The sequence below is a fragment of the Zunongwangia sp. SCSIO 43204 genome, assembly GCF_019904275.1.
Taxonomy (GTDB): domain Bacteria; phylum Bacteroidota; class Bacteroidia; order Flavobacteriales; family Flavobacteriaceae; genus Zunongwangia; species Zunongwangia mangrovi.
In genome coordinates this window covers 802,911-816,108 of the sequence record NZ_CP063204.1, presented here as the reverse complement: position 1 = coordinate 816,108, position 13,198 = coordinate 802,911, and the positions used below count along the sequence as shown (strand labels likewise).

Sequence of the window (13,198 nt, the reverse complement as noted above, 5' to 3'; positions counted from 1 at the left end):
AGGATGTTAGTATTTGAAGAAGAAATATATTTTTGGCTGTTTTTAGTCATTCCGGTGGTTTTACTACTTTTTATTTTCCTCCTATTCTGGAAGCGAAAAGCACGTAAAAGTTTTGCCAGTGATGAGCTTTTGCAAAAATTAGCGCCAAATAAGTCGAATTTTAAGCCTATTCTTAAAGTTATTTTGGCTTGTATGGCTTTGGCCTGTTTAGTGGTTGCTTTGGTGAATCCAAAAATGGGAACTACGATGGAAACTGTAAAGCGTGAAGGTGTAGATATCGTTTTTGCGATCGATGTTTCCAAAAGTATGGATGCTGAAGATATTGCGCCAAGCCGAATTGAGAAGTCGAAACAATTGGTAAGACAGATCCTAAACGGATTGGGAAGCGACCGTGTTGGGATTATTGCTTATGCAGGTAGTGCTTTTCCGCAGTTACCAATTACAACAGATTATGCAGCGGCAAAAATGTTCCTTCAGGCATTAAATACCGATATGATAAGTTCTCAGGGAACCGCCATAAGTGATGCGATCGATCTGGCAACTACTTATTACGATGACGATAATCAAACAAACAGGGTGTTGTTTATTATTAGTGACGGTGAAGATCACGAAGGAAATGTAGAGTCTATTGCAGATGAAGCTGCAGAACAAGGCATCAGGATTTATACTATTGGAGTAGGAAGCGAAAAGGGAGGGCCAATCCCGATTAAAAGAAATGGCGTAGTTCAGAATTATAAAAAAGACCAAAACGGGGAAACCGTAATAACAAAACTTAACCCGGCAACGCTTCAGGAAATAGCTGCTGAAGCTAATGGAGAATATATAGAAGGCAATGTAACTGCCAACGTAACTGAAACGGTACAGGATTTGTTACAGAACATAGAGAAAACAGAATTTGAAGCAAAACAATTTGCCGATTATCAATCACATTTCCAGTGGTTTTTAGGGCTTTGCTTTATATTTCTGTTTTTAGACGTATTTCTTTTGGAGAGAAGTACGGCATGGATTAAAAAGCTTAATTTGTTTAACGAAACAAAAAAGGATTAATATGAGAACTGCTAAAATGACATTTGGGCAAAACTCGTTTTTCCTGATTTTAGCATTGCTTTTTTCTGCAGTGGTTAATGCACAGCAGGCTAATGATGAAAAACGTCTAAAAAAAGAAGCAAATGCCTATATGAATGAAGCCGAGGAGGCTTTAAGTGAAAATGATTTTGCAAGTGCAGAGGCTGCTTATAGAAAAGCTATAGCTAAAGATCCTGCGAATACCGCAGCAAAATATAATATGGGAAACCTGTATTATAATCGCGAAAAATCTGGCGAATCGCAATCCAGGTTTGTAGAGGCAGATAAGGTTTCTGAAAGTAAAGAAGATCGTCACCGGATAAATCATAATCTTGGGAATTCTTTTATGAAGCAGAAGAAATATAAAGAAGCTGTTGAAGCTTATAAAAATGCTTTAAGAAATGATCCTACAGATGATGAAACTCGTTATAATCTGGCTTTGGCAAAGAAGAAATTAGAAGAAGAACAGCAGCAAGATCAGAATAACGACGACAATCAGGACAATCAGGATAACAAAGATCAAAACGAAGATCAAAAAGATCAGGATCAAGATAACGAGGGAGACAAAGGCGAGGATAAGGATCAGGATGGAAAGCCAGAGGACGAAGGCGATAATGAAAAGCAGGATCCAAAGGACGGAGAAGGAGACCAGGAAAATAAAAAACCTCAGGATCAAAATCCTAACGAACAGAATAAAGAGGATCAGAATCAAAAAGATCAAAAGGGAAAACCCGATCAGCAAAAACAGCAACAGCCTCAACCTGCACAAGGACAGCTTTCGCCACAACAGATTAAAAATCTGCTTGAAGCTATGAATAACCAGGAAGAGAAAACGCAGGATAAAATGAATGCTGAAAAAGCTAAAGCTGTAAAAACTCGATCAGATAAGGACTGGTAGAATCCTGAATTTCGTTGATAAACGGGACTAAAAGATTCAGTCTCAATAGCCGTCGGGATGCCCCGAAATAAAGAGGTTTTTAAACAAATGCCTCATCGGCTTTTCCTGAAATAGTTTACTAATTAGATCTAGATTAGAATTAAGGTTTACAAATGAAATTAAAGTTAATAGTATTAAGTCTGTTTCTATTTACTACCTCACTTCTTTCTGCACAGGTAAAGTTTACAGCAGAAGTTAGCCGGGAGCAGGTTGGGATCAACGAGCGTTTGCGTATTGATTTCAATATGAATAAGGATGGTGATAATTTTACTCCGCCTTCTTTTACCGGTTTTAAAGTAGTTGGTGGGCCCAACCAGCAGGTTAGTAATAGTTGGGTAAATGGGAAAAGTACTTTTTCTAAAACCTATAGTTATTACCTGCAGCCTAACTCTAAAGGAACCAAAACGATTGGCCAGGCAGAAGTTACTGTAGATGGTACAGTTTACAAAACTTCCCCTGTAAACGTAGAAGTTGGTGATGCTGTAGAACGACCTCAGGACGGAAATAATGCTGCCATCGTGCCCGAAGATAATCTGCATTTGGTTGCAGAGGTTTCTAAACCTAACCCATATCTTAACGAAGCGATAACCGTAGTTTATAAACTATACGTAAGTGAGCGTATAGGGATTAGCAATTTTAGAATGCTGGACAATCCAACATTTCCAGATTTTTGGAGCCAAAACTTAAATATAAACGGTTATAGATTTGAACAGGGTACTTACCGAGGTGAGCCATATCGTTATGCAGTGGTGCACAAATCTTTATTATACCCACAAAAAACCGGAAAACTAGAGGTCGACCCTATAGCAATTTCAGTTTCTGTAGATGTTCCTAGTCAGCGTAGAAGCATTTTTGGAGGGATCATTTACCAAACTGTAGAAAAGCGAGTAACCTCGTCTAGTAGAGAGATCGATGTAAAGCCATTACCAACACAGGGAAAACCTGCTAATTTTACAGGAGCAGTTGGTAGTTTCGAGTTCGATGTCGATGCAAGTAAAACTACCTTAGATGCGGGTGAATCGCTTACAGCTTCAGTAAAAGTGAGAGGTCGTGGTAACCTTATGCTTTTTGATCTTCCAGATCTTTCAGTTCCAGCTTCATTAGAGATCTATGAGCCAGAACGTAAAGAGAATTTTAGTTCTACATTAAATGGAACCCAAGGAAGTCTTACCGAAGATTATACTATTGTTCCTTCAAGAAAAGGGAAGTATCCAATCCCGGGATTAAACTTTTCGTATTTCGATCCAAGATCTGAAACTTATAAAAGTATTAGTACAAACGATATTGTGATTGATGTTGAAAACGGTCCAGTAGGCACCCCTGCAACATCCGGAAGCACTAATAATAGTGATAGCGGAGTAGTATCGAACAATAAACAGCCGGTAACATTAAGTGGCGATCAATTTAGATATATAAAATTAAATGCTAATCTAAAGTCATTAAACGAACCTTCTTTCTTTAGATCATGGTTATTTTGGTTGCTATTAATTTTACCATTATTAATAATTCCTTTAGTGATCGTATTTGGTAAAAAGCGAGAAGCCAGAGCTAACGATGTTACAGGAAATAGAATAAGAAAAGCCGATAAATTAGCCAGAAAATATCTTTCTGAAGCCAGAAAAAATCTTGGTGAGCAGCAACAATTCTACATTGCATTAGAAAGAGCAATGCATAATTACTTAAAAGCCAAATTGCATATCCAGACTGGTGAAATGAGTAAAGAAAGAATAAGTGAAATCCTTACCGAAAAAGGAGTAGATCAAACAACAACAGCTCAGTTTATCGAGATCCTTAAAAGTTGTGAGTTTGCCAGATATACACCGGCATCGATGGTAACCATGAAGCAGGATTATGATAAAGCCGCGAACGTAATATCAACTTTAGATAAACAATTATAATTATGAAAAAGGTCTTTTTAATTATACTCGTTTTTTGCACTACAGTTGGTTTTGCCCAAAATGAGGCAGTTTTTGAAAAAGCTAATAAACTATACGCCGATGGGAATTACGAAGAAGCGATTGCTAGCTACGAGAACATTTTAAATGAAGGTGAAGCTTCTGTTTCTTTGTATTATAATTTAGCGAATGCTCATTATAAATTAAATCATATTGCGCCTAGTATTTATTATTACGAAAAAGCGCTTCAGCTAGAGCCAAATGATTCAGATGTAAAGAATAATATTCAGTTTGCCAGGAATATGGCGATGGATGATATTCAAAGTGTAGAGCGAACTGGTATTTCTAAAACTTTCGATGATCTAATTGCGACCTTTAGTTACAATACCTGGGGAAGCATTGCGATTGGCTTTATGCTAATATTCGTTATTTTATTCCTCTTTTATTACTACGGAAGGAGTACACTTGTAAAGCGTATTTTCTTTATTGGTTCAATAGTTTCTGTGGTACTTTGTATAGCATCAGTGATATTTGCATTCAGCCAGGAAAATATTCAGCTTAATAATAACTATGCGATTGTTTTTGCTGAGGAAGCAGGTGTTAGAAGCGAACCAAACTTACGAGGAGAACCTTCATTTTTACTACACGAAGGAACAAAAACCAAACTTTTGGAAAACTATCAGGAATGGTACAAAATTGAAATTGCTGATGGTAAACAAGGTTGGATCTTAAAGGAAAACCTTAAAGAATTATAAGATTAGCTGTCTCCAGACTATTTTATTTTAAACAAAGTAGATACAGCCAGTTACAAAATTTCATACTTTTATAGTATGAAAGTGATCGCATATATTATTGCCCTATTGTTTTTGGGCTTTCTTGCTATACCTTCGATCGTAGCAATTGTGGACGATAATCTAAATTGTTCACAAGTTTATACTGTCAATGAAGAAGAGAATAAAAGCGAGATTAACTTTCAGTTTAAATTAACCCAGCATCAGGATTCAGGTTTTTTAATTAATCAGTTTAGTCTTGATAAAGATCAGGTATTTTATGATTCTCGCCAGGCATATCACAATATCTATATAGATGTGACTTTTCCTCCACCTAAGCAGCTTTAAATTTTGAGGTCGAACTTACCAAAATCGACAAATTAAAAGGAAGATTTAATAGATCTTGTAAAAATTCAATTTTTAGAGGTCATCAAAATTTCAAGCTTATGTTTAAACATTTAAATAAAGATTTACCGGCCAGTCTTGTAGTATTTTTTGTGGCCTTACCATTATGTCTTGGTATTGCCCTGGCAAGCGGAGCCCCTGCATTTTCGGGTTTAATTGCCGGAATTATTGGTGGTATCGTTGTAGGAGCAATTAGTGGGTCGCAGCTTGGTGTAAGTGGTCCCGCCGCTGGTTTAGCGGTGATCGTGTTGGGAGCGATCGCAAGTTTAGGCTTTGAAAACTTTTTAGTAGCTGTAGTGATAGGGGGTGCAATTCAGATATTATTAGGAATACTTCGAGCCGGAGTTATTGGTTATTATTTTCCATCTTCAGTAATAAAAGGAATGCTTGCCGGAATTGGAATTATCATTTTTCTCAAGCAAATTCCGCATGCGTTTGGATATGATTCTGGGCAGGAAGGTGATTTTTCTTTTTTTAAGCCCGGAGGAGAAAATCTTTTATCAGAATTATTAAATATGTTCGATCATATTTCTCCAGGAGCTATTATTGTAACTTTGTTATCGCTGGCTATTTTATTGCTGTGGGAAAATGTCCTTGTCAATAAAAATAGAGTCTTTACTATTGTGCCAGGCCCATTGGTTGCGGTATTGGTTGGAGTAGTATATTTTTTATTAACTCGTAATACTGAGATCGGGATTGCTGAAGCTCATTTGGTAAAAGTTCCGGTTCCAGAGAGTTTTTCAGATTTCACTAGTCAGTTTAGTTTTCCAAAATTTGGTGCGATTACTAATCCTCAGGTCTGGATTACGGGAGTAACGATCGCAATAGTAGCCAGTTTGGAAACCTTACTTTGTGTAGAAGCTTCAGATAAATTAGATCCTCATAAACGTGTTACACCAACCAATAGAGAGTTAGTCGCCCAGGAAACTGGTAATATCATTTCTGGTTTAATAGGTGGTTTGCCTATAACCCAGGTAATTGTAAGAAGCTCTGCAAATGTACAATCTGGGGCAATGACAAAAATGTCTGCAATATTTCATGGGATATTCCTATTGATTGCGGTGGTGGTTATTCCGGCGGTTTTAAATATGATTCCGCTTGCTGTGCTTGCTGCAATTTTATTCTTAGTAGGTTATAAATTAGCTAAACCCTCTCTTTTCCAAAAAATGTACAGTTTGGGTAAAGCGCAATTTTTGCCTTTTATCGTCACTATTATTGGTATCGTTTTTACCGATCTTTTAAAAGGGATAGGCTTAGGTTTGGCTGTAGGTATTATCATTATTTTACTGAACAGCTACCGCAATTCTCACTTTTTGCACAAAGAAGAAGTAGATTCAGATCTTCACATTTATAAAATGGTTCTTGCTGAAGAAGTTACGTTTTTAAACAAGGGAGCTATAAATAGGGAATTGCATAGTTTGCCGAAGAATTCTCAGCTTGAGATCAATATAAAGAACACCAGATTTTTGGATTATGATATTCTTGAAATTTTAGATGAATTTGCCGTCCATGCGGCCGAGAAGAATATTAAGATAACCATCCTAACAAAAAATGGGGAAGTTGTAAACCCTGAAAGTTATTCGAAATTTTTTATAACCAATGCTAATGCTTAATTTTAGATAAAAATAGAGATGGAATTTTATAAGCAGATTTTAGAGAACAACAAAGAATGGGTGAGTAGTAAACTTAGCTCTGATCCAGAATTTTTTAAACGTCTAGAGAATGGACAGCAACCGCCACTACTTTGGATAGGTTGTGCAGATAGCCGTGTTCCTGCAAACGAGATTATTGGTACACAACCCGGTGAAGTTTTCGTACATCGTAACATCGCCAATATGGTAGTGCATACAGATATGAATATGTTAAGCGTTTTAGATTATGCGGTTAATGCACTTAAGGTTGAGCATATTATCGTTTGTGGCCATTATGGATGTGGAGGTGTTAAAGCCGCTATGGAAAACAAATCTATTGGCTTGATCGATAATTGGATTAGACATATAAAAGATGTTTATAAAATGCATACCGATGAGCTTGAAGCTATCGAAGATGAAAAAGAACGTTGGGATCGTTTTGTAGAACTGAACGTGATCGAGCAGGTATATGATTTAGCTGAAACATCTATTCTTCAAAATGCCTGGAAGAATGAGCAGAAAGTTGTGATACATGGTTGGGCTTATGGCGTAGGAACCGGTATTGTAAACGACCTGAATGTTCACTTAAGCGGAAATGAGAAATTAGATGAAGTTTACAGATTAAACTTCTAGTATTTATATTTTTTGTGCGGAAAGAGAAGAAGCCTTAGGGCTTCTTTTTTTGTTTTAAAAATCATCGTTAGAATCCTCTTCTTCATTGTTTTTAGGATCCCAAATATCACGTTCCCTTGCTTCTCTTAAAATGGTAGGCAAAATTGTTGGTGCAATGATCGCAATGGGCTCATAAAGTACAGATTCTTCAATGGTTTCGTCTTCAACGATATCAATTTGCTCTTCTGTAGCTCTAAAGAACATCATAACAACACTCGCTAAAAATGCAAGCTTTAAAAGCCCAAAAACACCTCCTAATATTTTATTTACCATTCCCAGCGCCGCGAGATTAGCCACTTTGGTTAGAAATTTTCCGGCCAAGGTTACCAGGAATAAAATTAGAATAAAGGTGATCGCAAAAGCGAAAAGATTGGTAACGTTTTCATCCCAATTTACATGATTGGCTAAAAAATCACTTAAAATATGGCTAAAATAGATCGCACCATAGATCCCGGCGATTAAACCAACAAGCGCTGCAACTTCAGCAAAAAGTCCACGAAAAAAGCCACGTATTAGTCCGTATAATAAAACAATTCCCAGGATGATGTCGATGGTGTTCATGTAGTTTTCTTTGATCTATTGGTAAATTGTTTTAATATTTCGTTACAGTCGTTTTTGCCCAAATATCGCCCAATCTCTGATTTTTATCTGAAGTTTTTATAATCACGATGCCAATTACTCCAAAAAGGAACATATCGATTGGGTCTAAGAGATGTCTTTTAAAAGACTGTCCAAAACTTATTTTTTTCGAATAACCAGAAAATGTTACCGGTTTTAATTGAACAATAGTATTACCAACGGTAGCACCAAACCAGGTTTCCAGGCAAACAATAAATAGAAACCAGAATAAAACAGGGATTAAAGCGGGTAAGCCGTTTAGATGATAGGTATACTCATCGTCTGGCGTTCCCAAAATAAAAACGAGCAAAAAAGTAATAAAGTATACTATGCTATAATCTATAAAACCGGCCAAATATCTTCTAACAATATACTTAGGTTTTGGTTCTTCGAAGGAGTCTAAATCTTCCATGTTAAGGATATCTAATCAAATATAAATAATTTGCGTGCAAAACCTATATTTGCAGCATGGCAAGAGATGAAAAATTAAAAGAGCGGTGGGAAGATCTTCAGCAAAAATTAGCAGCGCAATTTGCAGATGGTGAGATCATGGAACTTGATGCTGTAATTTATATAATTGGGGTGCAGGAACTTGGGCAGTTACATCGCCGATTTAAAAAAGATCAAAAAGTCGATCTAATGCATATCGCTATTTGCAGGCTTTTAGAGCCTTATGGTTATTATGAGTTTGATTATTTTGACGAAGACGGCTGGCCACATTATAAAGTTTTAGAGCAGTTACCTAATTTAAAAGCCGGCGAACAAAGTATCTTAATGAAAGAAGCAATAGTCCAGTATTTTCTTGAAAAGGAATATATTTCGTAGATGAACGCATTGCTTTATTTTACCGATTTCCCCAATGATTCTGGGCCTGACTACACTGAAACCATTCAGGGAAGATTTCCGGTAGAACCTTTTAATACGTTTAGCAATCTTTTCTTTTTAGCGATCGTGATTTATTTCTCTTATCGCGTATATAAAAACTACAAGGCACAATTATTTTTAAGTTTTGCTTTACCCGTATTGTTTATTGGTTGGGTTGGCGGTACCATCTATCATGCTACCAGGAGTCACGAGATCTGGTTGTTAATGGATTGGGTGCCTATCGATATTCTATGTTTAGGGGCTTCTCTTTATTTTGCTTCTAAAGCCAGTTCTAAGAAAAGGCAGGTAGTGGGCCTAATGATCTTAGTGCTTTTGTTGGTTTTGGGAGTACGTTTTATTCCATTTAAATCACATGGGCAAACTTATGCGTATATCGCAACGGCTATAGGCTTATTACTTCCTATAGGGATTCATGTTTTTCAAACTAGATTTAAGCATTCTAAATATATGGTTTTTGCGGTGTTAAGTTTTGCTGTAGCGATAAGCTTTAGAGCTTTAGATCGTTACATTCATTTTTCCATGGGAACGCATTGGCTGTGGCATAGCTTTGGTGCATTTTCAGTATTCTTTTTAATGAAGTATATTTTCCACGATGCGAAGTCGTCCAGACTCGAGAATAATCAAGATTAGATTTCTTCTTTTTAAGCTTCAGGTTTTATCGGTTTTTAATACAGGCTAAAGGCGTAAATTTTTATAAATTTGCCACCTTATAAGAATGGTATCTATGATTGATAAGATTAAGGAACATATTGCTGATGTTAAAGCGTTTAACGCTGATACGAAGGAAGAAATAGAAAATTTCAGAATAAAATATCTCGGTAAAAAGGGAATTTTAAATAGCTTTTTTGCTGAATTTAAGAACGTTCCTAACGAACAAAAGAAAGATTTTGGGCAAACGGTAAACGAACTTAAAACCTCTGCACAGGCAAAAGTAGACGAATTGAAGGATCGTTTAGAAAGCCTGGAAGAAGAAAAAGGAATCTATGGCGATCTTTCTCGCCCATCAGAGCCTTTGGAAATTGGTTCTCGTCATCCTATTTCGATAGTTAAAAATCAAATCATAGAGATTTTCTCTAATATTGGCTTTAATGTTTCTGAAGGTCCAGAGATCGAAGACGACTGGCATAACTTCACAGCATTAAACTTACCAGAATATCACCCGGCAAGAGATATGCAGGATACGTTTTTTATCCAAACAGATCCTGATATTCTTTTAAGAACGCATACATCATCTGTGCAGGTAAGATATATGGAAGGGAATAAACCGCCAATTAGAACTATTTCTCCGGGTCGTGTATTTAGAAATGAAGCAATTTCTGCACGTTCTCACTGTATTTTTCACCAGGTAGAAGGATTGTATATCGATAAGAATGTTTCGTTTGCAGATCTTAAGCAAACGCTTTTATATTTTACAAAACAGCTTTTTGGAAAGTCTAAGATTAGATTAAGACCTTCCTATTTTCCATTTACCGAGCCAAGTGCCGAGGTTGATATCTATTGGGGATTAGAAACCGAAACAGATTACAGAATCACTAAAGGAACAGGTTGGTTAGAGATCATGGGATGCGGAATGGTAGATCCTAACGTACTTAAAAATTGCGGAATCGATCCAACAGAATATTCTGGTTTTGCCTTTGGGATGGGAATAGAACGTATTGCCATGCTGCTTTATCAAATAGGTGATATTCGTATGTTTTACGAGAATGACGTACGATTCTTAGAGCAATTTAAATCTTCTATCTAAAAGCCTGAACAAGGAATTTATGAGTTTGTTGAGAGAAGACCAGCCTTAAAACACCGAACTTTCCAGAAAAAGAAAACTTATGAAAAAATCTGGTTTCATTATTCTGGCGGTTATAGTTTTAGGAGTTGCGCTATACTTAGCGATAGCTGTTTTAAAGATTACCATTGGTTTAATTGTATTAGCAATTGCTGCCGTTGTATTGTTTGTACTATGGCATATGATTAAGCATAAGTGGGAAGAAAAATTTGAAAACGAATCTTAAAAAGATCGAATTTTGAAAAAGGATATAGAAATTCCTAAGGTTGAAAAAGTTCACGTTGCTGCAGTAAGAGAATTCAATAAAGAGTTTCAGGCAGACGAGTGGAATGCTTACATTATCAATAATAAAAATGTTTCTATAGAAATGATCCTTATCGTAGCTAAAGGTTATGACGGGAAGAAAGAAACATCGGTGATGCGCCACAAGCTGGAAAAATTACCGCCACATTCATTCGCAAAAATCGAGTTTATTCAGGATGAAGTTTTAGGACTTAATAATGAATACCAGGTAACTTTTTTTGCTGAAAACAAGATGTTCGAGAAAGCATTTGTATTTAAGAAGAATAGCGTTAACGAAGCAAATAAAAAAGAACTGCCTATTATTCCCAAATTGGGCATTTTAGCCGAATAATTTTAAATAAACTACCTCGGGGCAAGCCATCGAGGCATTCGTTGGAAATAAATTTTTAATTTCGAGACTAGCCTCTGGGTATTATATCCTTTGGCGGTGCCAATAAAAAAGCCTCTGGAAACAGAGGCTTTTTTATTTATATGTTTTCAGTGAATTACTGTAGTTTATTAGAAGTATCGTTATAAGTTCCAACTACGGTACTACCACTATTTTGTCTAACAGTTCCAAAAACATGGATGCTAGAATTTTCTCCAACAAATTCTAAAGTAGCGCCGCTATTCAGGTTCAAATTACCGTAAACCGTAAGGCTTCCTTCAATTCTTAGCACAGATCCACTATTAATATTAAGATCGTGATTTCTACCATAGGTTCCTACGGCCATTGCACCTCTCATATTAAATTCTCCCTGGCTGTTAATATTTGCACCGTTCTGAATGTTTATCGATCCACAGAAAGTGAAATCTCCACCAACATTTAAGTTCTTAAGTGTTGTAGAACCACGGTAAGCTAAAACTTCGTTGCTGTTTACATTTAGATTAGAACGCCCGGTGTAAACATCGTAAGATTCACATTCGGCAAAGTTTTCATTTACTTCTGGCTGGCTTATTTTTATGATTCTTAATCCGCCGGTACCAGAGGCAACAAAAATATATTCACCATCAGATTGAATGTAATTAGAAGATCCTTCCAGATCTACCACTCCTTCTTCAACTAAAGTATTGTTTTCATCTAGTTTAGCGATACCAAAACCAGCTCCACCATTAGCCATTAAAATAAAATCTCCGGCAATAGAAACTGCATTTGTTACAACATCTGCATCATCATATTCTGCTTCAGGTAGAATCTGAATGTCTAATTGCTGCAATGCATTTCCAGAATTACTATCATAAATTCCTACACCATTATTACCTTCAGAAACTAAAATCGCCTGATCTTTAAACGCAATAGTACGTTTCGATTCGCTTGCTAAATTAGGAGTGCTAATATTGTTTAAAACCGAAAGATCGTTAGGATTATACATTGCAAGACCTTCGCTACCACTTAGTACGGCAATTTTATTGTCTCCGTAAGCGATCGATCTAAGATCTGGTATAGTTTGCTCCTGGATAGTTTCTAAACTAGCTGCGTCGTAAAGACCTAAAACACCGGTCGCGCCACTTACTCCAATAATTCTGTCATTAAAACCTGCAATATCAACAGCAACATTTCCCTCAATTGGTTTTAATTGAAAGTCCTGTAAAAAGTTACCTTCAGAAACACTAACGTAACCAATGTTCGCGCGATATTCAAGATTTAAAAGCTCGTCTGTATTTACTGCGGAAGCAAAATATAATCTCCCATTATTAAAATAAGCTGAAGTAAAATCTACAATATCTGAAGTTACTCGGCTTTCTACAAAAGGATTGGTTTTATCTGTAATATTGATAATATCGATACCACCAAGATAAGCTTCACCTTCCATCATGTAAGTTACATAGGCATAATTTCCGTCGATCTTTACGTGGCTTGCTCTAAGTGTAGTTCCATCTACAACAGGAGGGTCTACAGTTGCGATCTGCTCTAATGCGATATCACTTACTTGTGGATCTTCGTCTTCTACAGCTTGTCTGGAAAGACTGGCTCTATTACTGGCGGTGATCGAAGAAATACTTAAAACACCAGCTCCGTTTCTGCTTAAAACGCTTTCTAATTCGCTTTCGTCATTGTTAATTTCGAAGTTTTGCTGAGTGTATTCGTTCTCATCAAAATCGTCGTTACTGTCACTACATGCGATTGCCAGGAAAGACAAGATTATCGATCCTGCTAGTAATTTTTTGCTCATAGGGGGCTTGTTAAATTTTGGGCAAAAGTAATCAAAATCAAAGGTTATGCCGTTTAAACCTCGGTTATTTCAGGTTAGACTTTT

15 protein-coding genes are annotated in these 13,198 nt (G+C 36.5%); 12 read left to right on the top strand and 3 right to left on the bottom strand.

Translation table 11 applies throughout. The features are described from left to right. Positions 1-3 precede the first annotated feature (3 nt). From INR75_RS03610 to can, 7 genes are all read left to right on the top strand, one after another. Positions 4-1,047, top strand: coding sequence for a VWA domain-containing protein (locus INR75_RS03610; RefSeq protein WP_223090809.1), 1,044 nt, complete (start codon positions 4-6; stop codon positions 1,045-1,047). 1 nt (position 1,048) lies between these two features. Next, positions 1,049-1,963: a tetratricopeptide repeat protein gene (locus tag INR75_RS03605; RefSeq protein WP_223090808.1), complete on the top strand. Its 915-nt coding sequence runs from the start codon at positions 1,049-1,051 to the stop codon at positions 1,961-1,963. A gap of 152 nt (positions 1,964-2,115) precedes the next feature. After that, a complete protein-coding gene (locus INR75_RS03600) occupies positions 2,116-3,900 on the top strand; it encodes a BatD family protein (protein ID WP_223090807.1) in 1,785 nt (594 codons plus the stop codon). 2 nt (positions 3,901-3,902) lie between these two features. Beyond that, positions 3,903-4,652 (top strand): SH3 domain-containing protein, encoded by a 750-nt coding sequence (locus INR75_RS03595; protein WP_223090806.1) that lies wholly within the window; start codon positions 3,903-3,905, stop codon positions 4,650-4,652. 75 nt (positions 4,653-4,727) lie between these two features. After that, positions 4,728-5,015: a hypothetical protein gene (locus tag INR75_RS03590; RefSeq protein ID WP_223090805.1), complete on the top strand. Its 288-nt coding sequence runs from the start codon at positions 4,728-4,730 to the stop codon at positions 5,013-5,015. Positions 5,016-5,113: 98 nt separating this feature from the next. Further along, positions 5,114-6,685, top strand: coding sequence for a SulP family inorganic anion transporter (locus INR75_RS03585; RefSeq protein ID WP_223090804.1), 1,572 nt, complete (start codon positions 5,114-5,116; stop codon positions 6,683-6,685). 18 nt (positions 6,686-6,703) lie between these two features. After that, entirely contained in the window at positions 6,704-7,336 is a 633-nt protein-coding gene (gene can / locus INR75_RS03580) for a carbonate dehydratase (RefSeq protein ID WP_223090803.1), read from the top strand. 54 nt (positions 7,337-7,390) lie between these two features. Here can and INR75_RS03575 read toward each other — a convergent pair whose 3' ends face one another. Continuing rightward, positions 7,391-7,936 (bottom strand): CvpA family protein, encoded by a 546-nt coding sequence (locus INR75_RS03575; protein WP_092539654.1) that lies wholly within the window; start codon positions 7,934-7,936, stop codon positions 7,391-7,393. A 31-nt stretch (positions 7,937-7,967) separates the two neighbouring features. Beyond that, positions 7,968-8,405, bottom strand: coding sequence for an RDD family protein (locus INR75_RS03570; RefSeq protein WP_223090802.1), 438 nt, complete (start codon positions 8,403-8,405; stop codon positions 7,968-7,970). A 56-nt stretch (positions 8,406-8,461) separates the two neighbouring features. Between INR75_RS03570 and INR75_RS03565 the strand changes: the two genes are divergently transcribed. The 5 genes from INR75_RS03565 to INR75_RS03545 all read left to right on the top strand — a co-directional run bounded on the left by INR75_RS03565 (position 8,462) and on the right by INR75_RS03545 (position 11,292). Further along, a complete protein-coding gene (locus INR75_RS03565; RefSeq protein WP_092539652.1) occupies positions 8,462-8,818 on the top strand; it encodes a hypothetical protein in 357 nt (118 codons plus the stop codon). Continuing rightward, the gene (locus tag INR75_RS03560; RefSeq protein ID WP_223090801.1) at positions 8,819-9,508 is read left to right on the top strand and encodes a ceramidase; all 690 of its coding nucleotides are present in this window, start codon (positions 8,819-8,821) and stop codon (positions 9,506-9,508) included. Between the two features lie 94 nt (positions 9,509-9,602). After that, positions 9,603-10,622: a phenylalanine--tRNA ligase subunit alpha gene (locus tag INR75_RS03555; RefSeq protein ID WP_092539650.1), complete on the top strand. Its 1,020-nt coding sequence runs from the start codon at positions 9,603-9,605 to the stop codon at positions 10,620-10,622. Positions 10,623-10,701: 79 nt separating this feature from the next. Continuing rightward, positions 10,702-10,884, top strand: a complete 183-nt coding sequence (locus INR75_RS03550) for a hypothetical protein (RefSeq protein ID WP_223090800.1) — start codon at positions 10,702-10,704, stop codon at positions 10,882-10,884. Positions 10,885-10,896: 12 nt separating this feature from the next. After that, positions 10,897-11,292 carry a hypothetical protein gene (locus tag INR75_RS03545; protein WP_092539648.1) on the top strand — a complete coding sequence of 132 codons (396 nt, stop codon included), beginning with the start codon at positions 10,897-10,899 and terminating at the stop codon, positions 11,290-11,292. A gap of 154 nt (positions 11,293-11,446) precedes the next feature. On the opposite strand, the gene INR75_RS03540 is transcribed toward INR75_RS03545, so the two are convergent. Continuing rightward, positions 11,447-13,114 (bottom strand): hypothetical protein, encoded by a 1,668-nt coding sequence (locus INR75_RS03540; protein ID WP_223090799.1) that lies wholly within the window; start codon positions 13,112-13,114, stop codon positions 11,447-11,449. Positions 13,115-13,198: the final 84 nt, after the last annotated feature.